Source organism: Allobosea sp. UNC402CLCol (assembly GCF_000745475.1).
GTDB classification, from domain to species: domain Bacteria; phylum Pseudomonadota; class Alphaproteobacteria; order Rhizobiales; family Beijerinckiaceae; genus Allobosea; species Allobosea spartocytisi.
The window spans coordinates 830,285-847,324 of sequence record NZ_JQJJ01000008.1 but is presented as its reverse complement, the minus strand read 5'-3'; the positions used below and the strand labels follow the sequence as shown (position 1 = coordinate 847,324).

Sequence of the window (17,040 nt, the reverse complement as noted above, 5' to 3'; positions counted from 1 at the left end):
GTCCGATCCTGTCCCTGTCCGATCTTGCATCCGCGTGAGGCGGCCGTCAGCTTTCGATCCCGCCCAGCCGGACTGCCCGTTTCCGCCAGCCCCGCACGCTTGTGGCGCTTTGGCGCATTTTCTATAGACAGGGAAGGGGTCGCACGGCGCGGCTTCCATACACAATAATGCGGCCGCACGGCGCGGCCTGCCGCAAAACAGGACGATGTGCCATGGCCGACATGCTGCCCCTGCAGGCTTCGACCCTCGCCGGCGAGCTCTTCCCGGCCGCGAAACCCCGCTCCGCGGTCCTGCGCAATGTGGCGCTGGCCGTCGCCGGCAGCCTGCTCATGGTCGCCGCCGCGAAGATCAAGGTGCCGTTCTGGCCGGTGCCGATGACCTTGCAGACGCTGGCGGTGCTCGCGCTTGGCGCGGCCTATGGCGCGCGGCTCGGAGCCGCGACGATCGCGCTCTATATCGCGTACGGGCTCGCGGGCCTGCCGGTCTTCACCAATACGCCGCCGGCCGTGGCCGGGCCGCTCTACCTTCTCGGCCCGACAGGCGGCTTCCTGCTGGGCTTCGTGGCCGCGGCCGCCATCGCCGGCTGGGCGGCGGCGCGCGGCGCCTCGCTCGCTCGCCTGGTCGGTGGCCTGCTGCTCGCCGATCTCGCCCTCTTCGTCGTCGGCTGCCTCTGGCTGGCCTTCGGCGCGCAGATGGCGGGCGGCGCGAGCGGCGTCGGCCTGGCCAAGGCCTTCGCCTATGGCGCGCAGCCCTTCCTGCTCGGCGAGGTCCTCAAGATCGCGCTCGCGACCTGCATGGTCGGAGCGGGCTGGTCGCTGATCGGCCGGCGCGGCTGAACGCAATCCGCGACTGCAAAACGAAAAGGCCGGGGCGCAAGCTCCGGCCTTTTTCATGAGCAGTTCGCGGCGATCCGCCGGAGGCTGCGCCTGCGGGTCTTAGCCTCCGACCTTACTTGACCGGCTCGCCGCCGCCGCAGCTCTTCGTGTCAGTCGTGAAGAACGGGCCGAGATTGCCGCATTTGTCGCAGCCGGACAGGGCAAGGCCCAGCCCGAGGATCGCGACGAGAAGGGAGATGCGCTTCATGGGCTTCGACGGCTCCGATTCGAACAGGCCGCGACTTTAACGGCGGTGCCGGGCCCGGGACAAGGACGGGCTCCCGGCTGTCCTCGTCAGAGGCCGCTCGCCAGCCAGCCGAGAATTCCGGCGGCTGAAACCGTGAACAGAACGATCACGGCTTTCGCGTCGTCGGGCCAGTGGCGCATCATGCTTCGTCTCCCATCGAGGAAGGCGTCGCAATAGTCATGCCATTTAACGGAGCCATGACAGGTGGCGCGTGGCGAGCGGTCGCGTATCCTGGCGGCGGGCCGGCTCCCTGCCGCAGGCGCGGCGGCGTGGCGACGGCGCGCCGGGGCGCTGCCCTTCGAAGGGAGACCAAGACATCATGGCATTGACCATCGGCATGATCGCTCATGACCGCAAGAAGCCCGATCTCGCCGCCTGGGCGGAGGCTCATCTCGATCTGATCGCCCGGCACAAGGTGGTCGCCACCGCCACGACCGGCTCGGTGTTGCAGCGCACCTTGCCGGACCTGCCGATCAAGCTGGTCAAGAGCGGGCCGCTCGGCGGCGACCAGCAGATCGGCGCGATGATCGCCCAGGGCGAGCTCGATGTCCTGCTGTTCTTCCCCGATCCGCTCGAAGCGCAGCCGCACGATGTCGATGTGAAGGCACTGCTGCGGCTGGTGCTCGTCTATGACATCCCTGCCGCCTTCAGTCCGCGCACTGCGACCGAGCTGGCGCGATCCGGGCTTTTCGCCCGGTGAGCGAGCGCGATTCGGCGATTGCGGAGGGCTCACAAGAGCGAGAGTGACGTAGCGTGCTCTTGTGCAGTGCAGCGAAGAGGCTTACGTCGGAGCTGCCTTAGGCAACCCTTCCCCCTATCTGAAAGGAGAGCCGAATGTCTGAAAGGCACCAGTCCGACTGTGCGCTCGAGGATGAGCCCGCCAAACAGACGGAGACCAGCGAAGCGCAGGACCAGGAAGGCTCCGAAGCCTTTTCGCCGCGCGACTATCAAGAAGGATTCTGGGGCAACTAGCCCCATTTTCAACCATCACGAAACCGGAGGGCGGCAAAGCGCCCTCCGGCACGGATCAGCCGATCAGTAGCGCGGGCCGTAGTCCCGGCGATAGCCGTAGCCGGGCCGCGGGCCATAGCCCGGGCGCGGTCCGTAACCAGGGCGCGGGCCATATCCGGGGCCGCGGCCATAGCCTGCCCCATATCCCCTGTTTTGGTGGCCGCGCTGCCGTTCCATATTCTGCTGAATGATCATCATCCGGCGCATTTTTGCTGCGCTCGCGGTGAACTCCACCGGTCGCTCGTCGAGATGCCGGGCCACGGCAGCGGGCAAAGCCTCGCCGGCAAGGGCCGGTGCTGCTGCAGTTGTCAGGGCACCTCCGATCGCGAGCGAGCCGAGAAGGCCGAGAACGGCAGAAATCTTCATGTCAGTTTCCCAAATCAGATGTATCGCACGGGTTGCATCTTAGGGCTGTGCGCGATCAAGACAACCTCTGGGTGAGGGCGGCTGTTCCTACAAGGCTCTGAAAGCGACGGGCGACGCCCGTGAAGGAGGGGATGGCTTTTGCGCCGGAGCGCTCCATTATGGGGAGCGCTTGGCCATTCGCCGTATCCGGCCTGCGTCGCTGGCCGGGGAATCTGGCCCAGCACGGCCGGGGTGATCCGAAACCCACCGGCAAGCCTGCGACGAAACGCGCAGGCCCCGCAGGGCTTAATTCTCAACGCTTTGATTTATCGCGGGAAATTTTGGTCGGAGTGGCAGGATTTGAACCTGCGACCCCCTCGTCCCGAACGAGGTGCTCTACCAGGCTGAGCCACACTCCGATCAACTGGTGGCCGGCTTATAGCCAGCGCCGCGCCGCAGCGCAACAGCCTGTTTGCATGTTGTGTCGGAAAACCCACCGAAGCTTTTTTCGCATGATCCCGGAGAGTCCGCCAAGGCGGTTGCGCAGGGCGGCGGCGCGTTCTAGAAGGCGCGACACGTTGGGGCGTCGCCAAGTGGTAAGGCAGCGGTTTTTGGTACCGCCATTCGGAGGTTCGAATCCTCCCGCCCCAGCCAAGCGCCTCCGATTTTCACAGACACGGCCGACCTTCCTCATTCCTGCGACGATGTTGGAGGTTGGTGTAGCGCGCCGCGATTTTCTGGACATTCGACGCGATATTCCGAACAGCGGCGAAGCAAGCGATAGCGTCGGCTGATGGCGCTCTGCGCTCCGCCCCTCGGATCGGCCGGGCCATCGCATCCGGCTGACGTGATCGTGAAACGGGCGTCCTCAGAATTCCTCCAATCGCAGGCTAGTTCCAGCGGATGGCTTCTGGAAATCTATGGCCGATGCAGATGTGGATCATCCCGAGCTGCGAGGGCGCGCGCCGGTCGAGTGCGGCTGGCAGCGGCTTGCGCCGCGCGTGGCGCGGGCTGGGCTTCGCTGTGCTGGGCAGCGCGGCTGCGCTGCTCATTTGCGATCCGGCGCTGGCGGCGGAAGACCAGGCGCTGGGACGGTATCTCGCGCTCGAATGCTCCTCCTGCCACCAGCTCTCCGGGGCAAGCGTGGGCGGCATCCCCTCGATTGTCGGCTGGCCCGAGGCGCAGTTCGTCGCGGTGCTCGATGCGTATCGCCGCAAGGAGCGCGAGGGCCAGGTGATGCAGGCCGTCGCCGCAAGGCTTAGCCGCGCGGAGATGGTCGCGCTCGCCGCCTATTTCGGCGCCCTTTCACCGAAACCCTGAGATCGCGGAGGCAGGCTTTGAAACCGACACGGCGCGATCTGATCATCGGTGCGGGGACCATCGCCGCTTCCGGCGCGCTGGGAGTGCCGGCTGTTCTGGGCCAGGCCAAGGCGCGCATCGTCGTGATCGGCGGTGGCGCGGGCGGCGCGACGGCGGCGAAATACATCGCCCGCGACGGCCATGGCGCGATCGCGGTGACGCTGGTCGAGGAGAACGAGACCTATCAGAGCTGCTTCCACTCGAACCTCTATATCGGCGGCTTCAAGAACTACGATCAGATCGTCCATCGCTACGACGCCCCGACCGCGGCCTATGGCATCACGCTCGTTCGCCAGCGCGCCGCGCGGATCGACCGCGACAGAAAAGAGGTCGTGCTGGGCGACGGCAGCCGGCTGCCCTATGACCGCCTCGTCCTCTCCCCGGGCATCGACCTGAAATACGATTCCGTTCCCGGCTGGTCCCAGGCCGCCGAGGAGGTCATGCCGCATGGCTGGAAGCCGGGGCGCCAGACGAGATTGATCCGGGAGAAGCTCGACGCGGTACCGGATGGCGGCACCATCGTCATGATCGCTCCGCCGAACCCCTATCGCTGCCCGCCCGGCCCCTATGAGCGGGCCTCGATGTTCGCCCATATCCTCACATCGACGGGCCGGACCAAGGCCAGGGTCGTCATCCTCGATCCGAAGGACAGCTTCTCCAAGCAGGGTGTCTTCATGCCGGATTGGGAGAAGCGCTATGGCGCGATGATCGAATGGCTTAGCCCCCGGGTTCATGACGGCATCAAATCGGTCGATCCCGCGAGCGGCACCGTCGTCACCGGCTTCGAGACCTATGAGAACTGCGCCTTCGTCAATGTCATCCCCGCCCAGATGGCGGGCGCGATCGCGCGCGAGGCCGGCCTCGCGCCGGCCGGCGGCTATTGCGCGATCGACCCCGCAACGATGAAATCGACCGCCGATCCGGCGATCTTCGTGCTCGGCGATGCCTGCAATGCCGGCGACATGCCGAAATCGGCCTTCTCGGCCAACAACCAGGCGAAGATCGTGGCCATGGTGGCCTGCTCGGAACTGGCGGGCGGGCCGGCCTTTCCCGCGCGCTATTTCAACACCTGCTGGAGCCTCGTCGGCCCCGACGACGCGATCAAGGTCGGCGGCCGCTACGAGCCGAAGGACGGGCGCATCGCGGCGACCGAGACCTTCATCTCGCAGCCCGGCGAGAGCGACGAGGTTCGGCGGCAGACCCAGGCCGAGAACCTCGCCTGGTACGAGGCGATCTGCGCCGACATGTTCACCTGATGTTTGCCGTTTGCGGATGCCGCGCGAGCGCGTCCGTTCGAGAGATTTGAACGTTCGCATTGGAGACCGGAGTCGATGACGAAGACGATAGCCGCAACTGCCGCCATGATCGCCGCCATGATGTTGGGGGCTGCATCCGCCAGCGCGCAGGATGTCGCCGCGGGCGAGAAATCCTTCGCCAAATGTCGTGCCTGCCATCAAGTCGGCGAGACGGCGAAGAACACGATCGGACCCGTGCTCAACGGGTTGTTCGGCCGGCAATCGGGCGCGGTCGAGGGCTATGCCTATTCGCCCGCCAACAAGAATGCGGGCATCACCTGGGACGATGCCAGCTTCGCCGACTACATCAAGGATCCGCGCGCGAAGATGCCCGGCACCAAGATGGTTTTCGCCGGCATCAAGAACGACACGGAAATCGCCGATCTCACCGCCTATCTCAAGCAGTTCGCCGCCGACGGCAAGAAGCTGTAGGGGGTCTAGAGCATTTCCGCGTTTCTCCGAATCGCGGAAATGCTCCATCTCTTTGTCTCATCGCATTTTCTTCACGCGAACCGGTGTCCACTTCGCTCGAAAATGCTCTAGCGCCGCATGGCCGGTGTCTCGACGGGCAGCCCCTTGGCTCGCCCGGCGAGATAGAGCTCCAGAGCGAGATATTCGGGCGAGCCATAGTCGAATTGCGTCGCCCTGACGCCGAGCGAGCAGGCTCGCAGCCGTCGATGCAGCGAGCCGACCGTGTTCCATTCCAGCCGATAGGCGGGATAGCCCGTGCCGACGCCATGGCTGATCGTATCGCCGCGCAGCTTCTGTCCGACGAGCCCGTCATGGCATTGCTTGCAGGAGAGATTGAGCTGCCCCTGCCGGCGTTCGTAGAAGGCCTTGCCTGCCTCGAAGAAGGGCTGCGCCGGCCCGTCCGTCCGCACGCTCATCGGCAGGCCGCGAGACAGCGAGGCGATATAGGCGGTCAATGAAAGCATCTCGGCCGTTTCATAGCCGAAGGCCGGCTGCTGTTGGCGTTCGACACGGCACTGCTCGATCCTGCCTTCGAGATTGAGCAGCTTGCCGCTGGATGGGTCCACTTGCGGATAATGCGTCGCCGCGCCCCGCAGACTCGTGGCGGGATCGGCGTGGCAGTCGAGGCAGGCCTGGCCGCCGCCGGAGCGCTTGGCGGCGAAGAGATCCCGGCCCTGATCGACCCAGAACCAGGCCGGGTTGCGGGTCGGATCGTCCTGCTGGCGGCGCAGCTCCGGAGACAGGAACGTGCTGCCGGATACGATCTCGTCGGCTTGCGCCGGCGCCATGACCGTCAGCAGACCCATCAGCGGGAGCGACAGGCGCAAGGCGCTTCTCAGGCCACGGTCAGGCGCGCCGTGCGCGTATAGGTCGCGCCGCCGTCCTCCCGCCACTCGAAGACGATGTCGCCGGTCTCGACTGCGCGCGTGCAGAACGAGACGAAGGGGTTGGCGGCGACGCCGGTGTTCATGTCGATGCGAAAGATCTCGGCGCCGGCATAGGTCGCGGTCATCCGGTTGAGGATCTTGCGCGGCACGATGCCGCCCTTGCCGTCCGACTGGCCGCCGCGGTCCATGGGATGGCGGACCAGCACCTTGATCTCGACGGGTTCTCCCGCCTTGGCCTGGGGCGGCACGGTGATGCGGGCATTGAACATCGCTCAGCCTCCGTCGATGCAAGCGCTCAGCGTCACCACGACAGGCGCCCTGGCGATCGCGTAGCGCCCGTCGCTATGGGCAACCACCGCGGCGACGGTCTGCGACTGCGCGAGACGCAAGGTGATCGCCACCTCCGCCCGGCCCGCACGCGGCGAGAGATGGATCCGCGCCATGTCCGGAAAGGGGTTCTTGTCGGCAATCAGATGGATCCAGCGAACATGCGCCGCCTCGGTCATCGGGCTGTCGACGGCGATGCGCACATCCACCGAATTTCCATTCTCGACCAGCGCCGGGATCTCCAGCCTGACACCGCCTTCGGCCGGAACCGTGCCCTCCGTGACGCGCCGGACGAGATCGTCCATTGTTTCGGTTTCAGCGGCTCTGGACATCTCGGGCCATGTCGCCAGTGCCAGGCCCGCCGCAGCGATGGCGACCGCCTCCCGGCGGCTCAGGGCCTCACTGCGTCCTGAGCGAGGCGAGATAGGAAACGACATCCTCGATCTCCTGTGCCGAGAGCGCGGGCTGGCCGCGATAGGCCGACGCCACGTCTCGCATGTTTTCCGTACGGAAGTAGGGCGGCATCACCGTGTCGGGATCGAGCCGGGACATGTCGACCAACCGCAAACGGACCTGTCCGGTGTCGAGCCTTGCGCCTACTCCCTTGAGCGGCGGCCCGATCGAACCCTGGAAGGGTTCGGCCGGATCGTCGCCATGATGGCAGATCAGGCAGTTGCCGCGCTCGCGATCCCTGACGAGCGCCGCCCCGCGCGCCGCGTCGCCGACCTTCCCGGCCAGCGGTTCCGGTATGGTGTCGGCGACGATGCGGTAAGGCTCCAGCGCCGCCACCTGCCCGGCGAGCAGGGCGAGGACGATGGCCCCCGCCCAGCCCGCCGCGCGGTTAGGCCTTGCGCAGGTCGGCATTCTTCAACGGAAGCGAGCGGACGCGCTTGCCCGTGGCCGCGAAGATCGCGTTCAGGACGGCGGGCGCCGCGACGGCGATGGTCGGTTCGCCCACGCCGCCCCAGAAACCGCCCGATGGCACGATCACCGTCTCGACCTTCGGCATCGCCTCGAGGCGCATCACCTCGTAGGTGTCGAAGTTCTCCTGCTCGACGCGGCCATCCTTGATGGTGATCTCGCCATAGAGCGCCGCCGAAAGGCCGTAGACGAAGGAGCCCTCGACCTGCCGCTCGATCTGCGCGGGATTGACGGCGTGGCCCGGATCGGTCGCCGCGACGATGCGGTGGATGGTGAGCTTGCCATCGGCGCCGACGGAAACCTCCGCCACCGCCGCGACATAGGAGCCGAACCCCATGGTCTGGCAGATGCCGCGGAAGACACCGGCCGGCAAGGGCTTGCCCCATTCGGCGCGTTCCGCAGCAGCGTTGAGCACGGCAAGATGCTTGGGGTGGCTCTTCATCAACGAGCGCCGGAATTCGAGCGGATCCTTGCCCGTTTCATGCGCGAGTTCGTCGATGAAGCTCTCCAGATAGATCGTGTTCTGGTTGAGGTTGACGCCGCGCCAGAAGCCTGGCGGCACATGCGGGTTGCGCATCGCATGGTCGATCAGGAGGTTGGGAAAGGAATATCCGATCGAGGCTTCGGGGCCGGGGGCGTTGAGCCCCTGGAAAACGACCGGGTCGCGCCCGTTCTGGATGTTCTGCGGGAAGAGGCCGGCGACGATCGATTGACCGGAGATGCGCATGTGGAGCGCGGTCACATTGCCGTCCTTGTCGAGTCCGGCCCTGAGCTTGCATTGCGTGATCGGGTGAAAACGCCCGTGCAGCATGTCCTCCTCGCGCGACCAGATCAGCTTCACCGGCGTGCCGGGGATCTGCTTGGCGATGGCGACGACCTGCCTGACCCAGTCGTGCACCGCACCGCGCCGGCCGAAGCCGCCGCCGAGGTCGATCTTGTAGGCTTCGCATTTCGCCAGCGGCAGGCCCGAGGCTTCCGCGGTGGCGGCCAGCGCTGCCTCGCCGTTCTGCGTCGGCGTCCAGACCTCGCATTTCTCGGGGGTATAGAGCGCGGTCGCGTTCATCACCTCCATGCAGGCGTGATTCTGGAAGGGGTAGCTGTAGGTCGCCTCGATCACGCGGGCGGCTCCGGCCAACGCCCCCTTGGCGTCGCCATTCTGGTTGCCGACCACGGCGTCGGGCGCATCGAGCCCTTCCTTCAGCCAGGCCGCGATGCTTTCGCTCGTGACCTTGGCGTTGGGACCCTCGTCCCATTCAATCGGTAGCGCGTCGAGCGCGGTCTTGGCCTGCCACCAGGTCTCGGCAACGACGGTGACCGCGCTGTCCCCGACGGGCAGGACATGCTTCACGCCCGGCATGCCCCTGACCTTGGCCGCATCGAAGCTCTTCACCTTTCCTCCGAAGACCGGGCAATCCTTGATCGCGGCGTTGAGCATTCCCGGCAATTTGAAATCCATGCCGTAGATCTTCTTGCCGTTGGTCTTGTCGACCGTGTCGAGGCGGGGCAGCGCCTTGCCCGCGATCGTCCAATCCTTCGGGTCCTTGAGCGGCACCTCCTTCGGCGCTTCCAGCTTTGCGGCCGCGGCGGCCACCTGTCCGTAACGGAGCGAGCGGCCGGACGCCTTGTGCGTGATCACGCTCTTCTCGGCGCTGCATTCGGCCGCCGGCACCTTCCATTCGTTCGCCGCCGCCTGGATCAGCATCATGCGTGCCGCGGCGCCGCCCTTGCGGACATAGTCGTGCGACTCGCGGATGCCGCGGCTGCCGCCGGTCGAGAAATTGCCCCAGACGCGGTTGCGCGCGATGTTCTGGCCGGGCGTCGGATATTCGGTCGTCACCTTCGACCAATCGCAATTGAGCTCCTCGGCGACGAGCTGTGCGAGGCCGGTGAGCGTGCCCTGGCCCATTTCCGAACGGGCGATGCGGATCACCACCTTGTCGTCGGGATGGACGACGACCCAGGCATTGATCTCGGGGGTTCCCGCCTGCTGAGCGCCGGCAGGAATGGAAAAGCCGAAGGTGAAGGCGCCGGCAACCGCGGCCGAACCGGCGAGGATGTGGCGGCGGGATGGGCGGAAAGAACGGGGGGCGGATAAGACGGTCATGATCGCTCTCCTTTCCCTCAACCGCGGCCGAGCTGGCCGCCGGCGGCGACGTCGAGGATTGCCGCCTTGACGCGGACATAGGTGCCGCAGCGGCAGATATTGGTCATCTCGCTGGCGATGTCGGCTTCGCTCGGCTTCGGATTGGCCTGCAGCAGCGCAGCCGCGGTCATGATCATGCCGCTCTGGCAGAAGCCGCATTGCGGCACGTCGTGCTTGATCCAGGCCTGCTGGACCGGGTGGGTTCCGTCAGGGGAGAGCCCCTCGATCGTGACGATCTTCTGCTCCTCGGTCACGGCGCTGACCGGCAGCGCGCAGGAGCGCGTGGCGACGCCGTCGATATGCACCGTGCAGGCACCGCACTGGGCAACGCCGCAGCCATATTTCGTGCCGGTCAGACCGATCTGTTCGCGGATCACCCAGAGCAGCGGCGTGTCGCCATCGACTGCGACGTCCAGAATCCGGCCATTCACATTCAGCTTCGTCACCGTAAACCCTCCCGGTTCGGTTCAAGCAGGACGGCGAGAGAGCCAACGCGCCTCGCCGGAAGCCTCGGGATGCCGTGCGAGCATGCCGAGGATTTTTGAAGTGGAATGATTGAAACTCAGAAGTCCGGCGGCGCCAACGGCCAGCATCTGCCGATCACGTTTCGTGAGCGCTGCCAGAAGAGCGAATGCAGCGCCGTATCGTGCGAAAACGGCTTTTGCTCCGCGCAATTCGGACGCTTCTGCCCGCATAGCGGGTGCTCAGCCACCGTTGCGTGTTTCACGCAGATGTGAACCTCGGGATTGCCTGAGGCTGCGTGACGTCGTCGGGCGATAGCCCCGCCATCGGGACGAGACGCGGATCGCGTTCGATCACGCGAACGACATGGCGCCGCGGCCTGTCCTCGCAGGGCGCCGGGAGCGATTAAGACCGCTCTCTTCCCTCGGCCTCGATCAGGTATTCGATGTGACGCCGCCCGGACGCTCCGGGACGGATCGCGACCGCGACGCCGAAGATGCGTTGGATCGTTTCGCTTGTCAGGACCTCGTCCGGCGAACCCGCCGCCTCCAGCCTCCCTTCATGCAGCAGTGCGATCTCGTCGCAGAACATCGCTGCGAGGTTGAGATCGTGCAGCGCCATGATGCAGGTGATGCCGAGGCGGCGGATGAGGTTGAGGATCGCGAGCTGGTGCTGGATGTCGAGATGGTTGGTCGGCTCGTCGAGGATCAGCTCGCTCGGTTCCTGCGCCAGCGCCCGGGCGATATGGGCCCGCTGGCGCTCGCCGCCCGACAGCGTATGCCAGGACTGGTCGTGCCGCTCCGCGAGCCCGACCCGCGCCAGCGCTTCGTTCACCGCCGCCTCGTCCGCCGCGCTCCAGGATGCCAGCGCGGCGCGATGCGGCGTGCGGCCGAGGCGGACGACGTCGCAGACGGAGAGCTGGATCTCGGTCGTCGCCTGCTGCTCCACGAAGGCGAGGCGGCGCGCGAGATCGCGCCGCGCCACGCCGGCGATGTCACGCCCATCGAGCATGACGACGCCGCTCGCGACATTGCGCAACCGGCAAAGCAGCCTGAGAAGGCTCGATTTGCCCGAGCCGTTCGGACCGATCAGGCCAAGCACCCGGCCTGGCGCCGCCTGCAGCGTCACCCCGTCGATGATCATCCGGCCGGCGGTGCCCCAGCGCACCTCCCGCATCGCGAGCGTCATGTCGGCCCCATCATTTGGGTTTCCTGGCGCGATAGAGGATCAAGGCGAAGACCGGCGCGCCGAACAGCGCGGTGACCACGCCGATCGGCAGGATCTGCTGCGGGATCAGCACGCGCGACAGGATGTCGGCGAGGATCATGAAGATCGCACCGATGACGAGGCAGGCGGGCAAAAGCCGGGCATGGCCGGAACCGACGAGGAAACGGGCGGCATGGGGAATGATCAGCCCGACGAAGCCCACCGTTCCGACGATCGAGACCATCACGGCGGTCATCACCGCGGTCGTGGCGAAGAGCACGATTTTCACCCGCGTGACCGCGACGCCGAGCGAGGCGGCCGCGTCGACGCCGAAAGCGAAGGCGTCGAGCGCCTTGGCGTGCAGCATGCAGATGCCGAAGCCGATGAAGGCGACCGGCGCCGCAATCCACAGGTCCGGCCAGCGGACGCCGCCGAAATTCCCAAGGAGCCAGAACATCACGCCCCGCGCCTGCTCGGCGCTGGCGAGCGTCGTCACGATCGTGGCGGTCGCCGCGTTGAAGAGCTGCGAGGTGGCGACGCCGGCGAGGATGACGCGATCGCTCGCCCCGCCCGCTCCGGTCGCCAGGAGCGCGACCACCGCGAGCGCGGCGCAGGAGCCGATGAAGGCGCCGGCCGAGACCGTCAGCGCCGTGCCGCCGATGCTGACGCCGAGGATCAGCACCGCGACGGCGCCGGTCGAGGCTCCCGCCGAGATGCCGAGAACGTAAGGCTCCGCCAGGGGATTGCGCAGCAGCGCCTGCAGGATTGCGCCTGAGAGAGCGAGCGCGCCGCCGCACAACCCCGCCATCAGCGCCCGGCTGAGGCGATAGTCGAAGATCACGCCCTGCTGGATCGCGCTGACAGGCCAGTCGAGATCGAACAGCCCGTTGCCGAGCGCCTTCAACGCCGTCTCCAACGGGATGCGCATCTCGCCGATCGTCACCGCCAGCGCCACCGCGAAGGTGAGCGCCAGCAGCGAAACCAGCGCGACGGCGATCCGCGCCGGCCAGTTCGGGCCGTGGGCTGCGTGGCTCAAGGAGTCAGACCGAAGCCGGCGATCGCCTTGGCGAGCGTCTCGATGCCGTCCACCGTATCGAGCCCGGCGCGGGTCGCTCCGACATCCATGATGACGATGCGATTGTTCTTCACCGCGTCGAGCTTGCTGGCGACGGGGTCGGTTTTCAGGAAATCGAGCTTCTTCTCGATATCATCGGCCGGAAAGCGGCGGCGATCCATCTTCACCGTGACGATGACCGCGGGATTGGCGGCGGCGATGCTCTCCCAGCCGACCAGCGGCCATTCCTCATTGGTCGTGATGATGTTGCGCGCCCCGAGCTTCGACAGGATGTAGGCGGGCACGCCGTTCCTGCCGGCCATGAAGCCGTCGCCCTTGATGTCCTTGCTGGAGAACCAGACGACGACCGGCACGTCCTTGACCTTTGCATCCGCCACGGCCTGGACCGCCTTCTCCTCGCGCGCCTTGAGCTCGGCGACGAGCGTCTCGGCGCGGTCGGACACGTCGAAGATCTGCCCGAATTCGCGGATGTTGCGATAGACCAGCTCCATCGTGAACATCTGGGTGCGCACGCCGTCGCCGCCGCCGGAATTGTCCTTGCCGACGCAATCGGTCGGCGAGACATAGGTGGGCACCTTGACCTTGGCGAACTGATCGCGCTTGCCGACGATGCCGTTGGGGCCGACATGCCATTCGAACATTGCGGTGACGAGGTCCGGCTCCTGCGCGAGAACCGCCTCGAAGCTGGGGTCGTTGTCGGCGAGGCGCTTCACCTTGGCATTGACCGCCTCATAGGGCTTGGCGATGGGCGAGAACCAGACGGCGGTGCCGACGACGCGGTCGCCGAGGCCGAGCGCATAGAGGATCTCGGTCTGCGTCTGGCCGATCGAGACGACGCGCTTGGGCGCGGCGTTGAAGGTGATCGTCTCGCGGCAGTTCTCCAGCGTCAGCGGATACTGGGTCGGCGCTGCGACGGCCGCGCCCGCGGCCAGGCTGCCGAGGAATGCCAGGACGGGCCATTGAAGCAGGCGGACGAGAGGGCGCGCAATCGGCACAGAGGAAGCCTTATATGAAACATTGTTACATTTCTGATAGGGCGAGCGGCGCGCAGCCGTCAAGCTCCCCGCGACAGCGCGGCCGGCGGTCTTCATGAACATGGACTTCATCGCTCCCCGAGATGACGGATGCGGGAGCTGCGCAGGATGCGGACGGATGACGGCCGCATGGCCATCACCGACACACACCTCCGGAACACCCCGTCCGAAAGACGTCTTCGATGACCGGGGCAGGTCTCCTGGCTCGCGGGTCGACGCCGGTTCCGCCCGGCCTTCCCGGCGCGGCACGCGCCAGTGGACGATGGACGGAGAGCTCGCCGCTTACAGTTGCGGGGGCAGCCTCGGCTTTGGCGCAACGCGCCTCACCGAATTCCCTCTTAGCTCCAGGCTGAATCTGGAGAACCTCGATCACGTCCAACCTATAAGGTCGTGCCGCACCGTCAAGCTCGGTTCGGGACCATCATGATCGACGTCGATATGCCGCCGGCACTGTAGATCTGGGGCCCAGGCGCGGCGGCTTCGCAGACCGGTGTGATGTCCGGGCTTTCTCCGCTCGACGCAGCGTCACTGGCTATGTTGCTGCCCGGGTTTCTGGTTCGCCCTGCCAGGAGATCGGTTCACTGCGGGCGTGACCTTCCGGCAGCCAAGATCTCGCTTGCGGCGATTTCTGCCACGCGGCATCCCGTCTTGATACTTACGTAAGGTAATGTTTCTGAAGGGAGGCCGAGCTGCCATCAGGCGGGAGCTTCCGAAAAGCGAGGCTCATTTCGCTTGTCGCGGAGCGGAACGGGGGTAGCTCCGATTCTCCTAAAATATGATAAGTAACTGATATAAATTAGATTTTTATTTAATCTCTGTCGCCGCGCCGGCGTCGTAAACGGATCGCGTGTCGCCTCAAGGAGCTACTCCCTTTGCGCCGACGGGAACCCCTTTGCTCGCTTCACGGTGCAGTGCACCAAGCGTAAGCTGAATAGTACTGTGGGTTGAGTGAGGGTATAGCCGTGTTGCCGAATGCACAGCTCTCCGCGATAGAATTGCAGGATGCCGCTCAAAGGATCAAGGTCCTGCGTCGGGCTGCGACCGAACATGCTGTGGAAATCGGCCGCGAGCTCCTTCGCGTCAAGGAGCGGCTGCCCCACGGGGTCTTCGTCAAATGGGTCGAAAAGGCGTGCGAGTTCAAGATCAGGACCGCGCAGGACCTGATGAAGCTGGCGCGCGGCGCCGATTCCGATGCGAATGCGAAGCTCGTCGCGCTGATGGTTCCATCGACGCTTCGTGTCTATCTCGCCAAGACGACCCCGCCGGCGGTTCGCACCACCATCCTGCAGCGACTCGAGAATGGTGAGCGCGTGTCCCGCAGCGAGCTGCATTCGCAGGTCGTGGATACGCGCAAGACCAGGATGGAGGCGGTGCAGCGTCCGGCGCAGGAAGGATTCTCCTCGTCGTTTCTTCCCGCGCGCGAGCTTAACGGGCCCGCCGAAGGGAGGCGAAACGACCCGGGCGCGGACCGGGCCCGCAGGGTGGCTGAGCTGATTTTGCGGCGGCTCAGCCCGGAGGATTACGGGCTCATCATGGAGGAGATGAGCTGGGAGGTCTGGAACAGAGCCTTTGTCTGGATGAGAGCGGCGCGTGTTGTGGACGCCGAGCATCTGGAATTGGCTTTGCCCAGTACAGCGACGAATCAATCGTGCGAATTCGTTCCTGCAAAGCTGCAGTGAAAAATATCGAAGTTTTATCGTGACTTACAGTCCGCGTATTCGCGTTGTGTGACTTGCGAACGCCGTCTTTGAGGGAGCGGAGTTCCTGCAAAGACATCAAATGGTCGGTGGATACAGATCGGAAGCCCAATGTCGGTCTATATTGACGAGCGCCAGCCCTCCACAACATTCGGCCTTCTCAGCCTACGCCGCCGCTGGAAGCTCATTGCCGCATGTGTCGGTCTCGCGGCGATGCTTGGCCTGCTCTACACGGTGCTGAGGCCAGCGAGCTATACGGCGTCGACGCAGCTCCTGGTCTATGTGAAGGAAGTTCAGCCCGGCCCCGACCTCGTCATTTCCCTCGGGCGCGCCGATCTCACGCAGGTCGAGAACGAGAGCGAGGTCATCCGCTCGCGCGGTACCCTGGCCAAGGTCGTAGGGTCGCTGGACCTTACCGAGGATTCCGAGTTCGTTCCCGCGGCGACGGCGTTTCAGGGGCTCGCCCGGTGGCTTTCCGGCACGTCGCCAGCGACCTCCGACGGGAGCCGCGCGAAGCAGGAAGCCGCCATCGAGTCCCTCGCCAGGAGCATCGCGGTCAAGCGGGTCGGAACCAGTCACACGATCCTCGTCGACGTCACGACCTCCGATCCGGAGAAGTCCGCGCTCATCGCCAATGGCATCAGCCAGGTCATGCTCCAGGCGCGTCTCAACGCGGAGCAGGATGGCGAGCGCTCGCCATTGCTGCGCGAGCGGCTGCAGGGCTTGGGACCCAGCGTCTATGTGATGACGCCGGCGCTCGCTCCGGACAAGCCCAACGGACCGCGGAAGATCCTGATCATCATGGCTACGGTCATGGCCGGATTGGTGATCGGGGCGGCGCTGGTGCTGTTTCTCGACTTCCGGGACAAGACGATCCGCAGTGCCGCGCAGATTCAGCGTTTCGGCCTGGAGTGCATCGGCGCGATCCCCTTGTTCAAAAGCGGCAAGCCCGCGATTTCGAGCCAGGCTCGGCAGCGTGCCGGCCAGGATCGCCTGCCTGAAGCCTTGCTGGCGCAAACGCTTCTGCGGGCGACGGTCGCGATCGAGGCGGCCAAGGCACGCACCGTCGGCGTCGCCTCCTCGATCGCAGGAGATGGCGCGACGACCGTGGCGCGGCACCTCGCCCAGATGGCCGCGCGCAGCCAGAGGAAGGTTCTGCTCGTGGAGGCCGGCGGCAGCGAGACGTCGCGATCGTCCGCGAGGGAGATGTCCTCCGCGCCGGCATTCTCGGGGACGCAGCCGCAGCCGCTCGGCGGCAGCCTCTGGAACAATGGCGGCGACGGACCCGATCTTCTCATCACGCCTCCTCCCGGCACCGGCGAGGGCGTCGCCAACTGGTGGATGCATTGCGATCAGACATCGCTGGCAGCCTACGACCTGATCGTCGTCTGCCTGCCGGCCCTCGAACGCGGTCCCGAGTTTCGCATGGCCGCGCAGAACATCGACGGAATCCTGCTGGTGATGAAATGGGGCGGCGCCGAGATGGAGCGGATCGAGCGCGCCTTCACGGTCTCCGGCGCGGCGCCGTCGGATTTCATCGGAGCGGTTTTGAACATGGTCGATGACCGGATGATCGGCCGTTTCGGGGACAAGCTCTGGGAGGCGGAAGGGTTGATGGCCGCCGGACGAGGCCTGTTCGGGCCTGCGATGCCTATCGAGCCGGTTGCCGGATCGTCATGAAGCGG

Annotated in this window: 19 protein-coding genes, 2 tRNA genes and 1 riboswitch; of the genes, 9 read left to right on the top strand and 12 right to left on the bottom strand. The window is 65.8% G+C overall.

The genetic code is table 11. The features are described from left to right. Window positions 1-212 precede the first annotated feature (212 nt). Window positions 213-836, top strand: a complete 624-nt coding sequence (locus GY40_RS06045) for a biotin transporter BioY (protein ID WP_051987559.1) — start codon at window positions 213-215, stop codon at window positions 834-836. Window positions 837-948: 112 nt separating this feature from the next. Here GY40_RS06045 and GY40_RS28460 read toward each other — a convergent pair whose 3' ends face one another. After that, complete coding sequence (locus GY40_RS28460) at window positions 949-1,083, bottom strand: hypothetical protein (protein WP_282568276.1); 135 nt, start codon at window positions 1,081-1,083, stop codon at window positions 949-951. Window positions 1,084-1,441: 358 nt separating this feature from the next. Between GY40_RS28460 and GY40_RS06040 the strand changes: the two genes are divergently transcribed. Continuing rightward, window positions 1,442-1,822 (top strand): methylglyoxal synthase, encoded by a 381-nt coding sequence (locus GY40_RS06040; protein WP_038359451.1) that lies wholly within the window; start codon window positions 1,442-1,444, stop codon window positions 1,820-1,822. A 134-nt stretch (window positions 1,823-1,956) separates the two neighbouring features. Further along, window positions 1,957-2,094: a hypothetical protein gene (locus tag GY40_RS27480; RefSeq protein WP_156115882.1), complete on the top strand. Its 138-nt coding sequence runs from the start codon at window positions 1,957-1,959 to the stop codon at window positions 2,092-2,094. Between the two features lie 63 nt (window positions 2,095-2,157). Here GY40_RS27480 and GY40_RS06035 read toward each other — a convergent pair whose 3' ends face one another. Next, window positions 2,158-2,499, bottom strand: coding sequence for a hypothetical protein (locus tag GY40_RS06035; protein WP_038359449.1), 342 nt, complete (start codon window positions 2,497-2,499; stop codon window positions 2,158-2,160). A 321-nt stretch (window positions 2,500-2,820) separates the two neighbouring features. Then, a tRNA-Pro gene (locus tag GY40_RS06030) sits at window positions 2,821-2,897 on the bottom strand. Window positions 2,898-3,057: 160 nt separating this feature from the next. On the opposite strand from GY40_RS06030, the gene GY40_RS06025 reads away from it, so the two are divergent. From GY40_RS06025 to GY40_RS06010, 4 genes are all read left to right on the top strand, one after another. Next, a tRNA-Gln gene (locus tag GY40_RS06025) sits at window positions 3,058-3,132 on the top strand. A gap of 273 nt (window positions 3,133-3,405) precedes the next feature. Further along, window positions 3,406-3,798: a c-type cytochrome gene (locus tag GY40_RS06020; protein ID WP_113252697.1), complete on the top strand. Its 393-nt coding sequence runs from the start codon at window positions 3,406-3,408 to the stop codon at window positions 3,796-3,798. A 17-nt stretch (window positions 3,799-3,815) separates the two neighbouring features. After that, a complete protein-coding gene (locus GY40_RS06015; protein ID WP_038359448.1) occupies window positions 3,816-5,093 on the top strand; it encodes an NAD(P)/FAD-dependent oxidoreductase in 1,278 nt (425 codons plus the stop codon). 75 nt (window positions 5,094-5,168) lie between these two features. After that, entirely contained in the window at window positions 5,169-5,564 is a 396-nt protein-coding gene (locus GY40_RS06010; RefSeq protein ID WP_038359445.1) for a c-type cytochrome, read from the top strand. A 107-nt stretch (window positions 5,565-5,671) separates the two neighbouring features. Here the strand turns inward: GY40_RS06010 and soxA are convergent, their stop codons facing one another. From soxA to GY40_RS05965, 9 genes are all read right to left on the bottom strand, one after another. Beyond that, window positions 5,672-6,430 carry a sulfur oxidation c-type cytochrome SoxA gene (gene soxA / locus GY40_RS06005; RefSeq protein ID WP_081925183.1) on the bottom strand — a complete coding sequence of 253 codons (759 nt, stop codon included), beginning with the start codon at window positions 6,428-6,430 and terminating at the stop codon, window positions 5,672-5,674. 8 nt (window positions 6,431-6,438) lie between these two features. After that, window positions 6,439-6,759 (bottom strand): thiosulfate oxidation carrier complex protein SoxZ, encoded by a 321-nt coding sequence (locus GY40_RS06000; RefSeq protein WP_038359442.1) that lies wholly within the window; start codon window positions 6,757-6,759, stop codon window positions 6,439-6,441. Window positions 6,760-6,762: 3 nt separating this feature from the next. After that, window positions 6,763-7,122, bottom strand: coding sequence for a thiosulfate oxidation carrier protein SoxY (locus GY40_RS05995; protein WP_051987558.1), 360 nt, complete (start codon window positions 7,120-7,122; stop codon window positions 6,763-6,765). 94 nt (window positions 7,123-7,216) lie between these two features. Beyond that, window positions 7,217-7,681, bottom strand: coding sequence for a sulfur oxidation c-type cytochrome SoxX (gene soxX / locus GY40_RS05990; RefSeq protein ID WP_051987557.1), 465 nt, complete (start codon window positions 7,679-7,681; stop codon window positions 7,217-7,219). Next, window positions 7,659-9,842 carry a xanthine dehydrogenase family protein molybdopterin-binding subunit gene (locus GY40_RS05985; RefSeq protein ID WP_038359436.1) on the bottom strand — a complete coding sequence of 728 codons (2,184 nt, stop codon included), beginning with the start codon at window positions 9,840-9,842 and terminating at the stop codon, window positions 7,659-7,661. Before GY40_RS05985 ends, soxX begins: the two co-directional genes overlap by 23 nt. Before the next feature lie 17 nt (window positions 9,843-9,859). Next, window positions 9,860-10,327 carry a (2Fe-2S)-binding protein gene (locus tag GY40_RS05980; protein ID WP_038359435.1) on the bottom strand — a complete coding sequence of 156 codons (468 nt, stop codon included), beginning with the start codon at window positions 10,325-10,327 and terminating at the stop codon, window positions 9,860-9,862. A gap of 421 nt (window positions 10,328-10,748) precedes the next feature. Beyond that, on the bottom strand, window positions 10,749-11,531 hold the full coding sequence (locus GY40_RS05975; protein WP_038359432.1) for an ABC transporter ATP-binding protein: 783 nt from the start codon (window positions 11,529-11,531) through the stop codon (window positions 10,749-10,751). A gap of 10 nt (window positions 11,532-11,541) precedes the next feature. Beyond that, a complete protein-coding gene (locus GY40_RS05970; protein ID WP_038359430.1) occupies window positions 11,542-12,585 on the bottom strand; it encodes a FecCD family ABC transporter permease in 1,044 nt (347 codons plus the stop codon). Then, the gene (locus GY40_RS05965; protein ID WP_248311096.1) at window positions 12,582-13,619 is read right to left on the bottom strand and encodes an ABC transporter substrate-binding protein; all 1,038 of its coding nucleotides are present in this window, start codon (window positions 13,617-13,619) and stop codon (window positions 12,582-12,584) included. Before GY40_RS05965 ends, GY40_RS05970 begins: the two co-directional genes overlap by 4 nt. A 211-nt stretch (window positions 13,620-13,830) precedes the next feature. Next, window positions 13,831-14,041: riboswitch (cobalamin riboswitch) on the bottom strand. A 579-nt stretch (window positions 14,042-14,620) separates the two neighbouring features. Between GY40_RS05965 and GY40_RS05960 the strand changes: the two genes are divergently transcribed. Continuing rightward, complete coding sequence (locus GY40_RS05960; RefSeq protein ID WP_197062701.1) at window positions 14,621-15,337, top strand: DUF3102 domain-containing protein; 717 nt, start codon at window positions 14,621-14,623, stop codon at window positions 15,335-15,337. A gap of 129 nt (window positions 15,338-15,466) precedes the next feature. Further along, window positions 15,467-17,035 (top strand): Wzz/FepE/Etk N-terminal domain-containing protein, encoded by a 1,569-nt coding sequence (locus GY40_RS05955; RefSeq protein WP_038359426.1) that lies wholly within the window; start codon window positions 15,467-15,469, stop codon window positions 17,033-17,035. The last annotated feature ends 5 nt before the right edge of the window (window positions 17,036-17,040 follow it).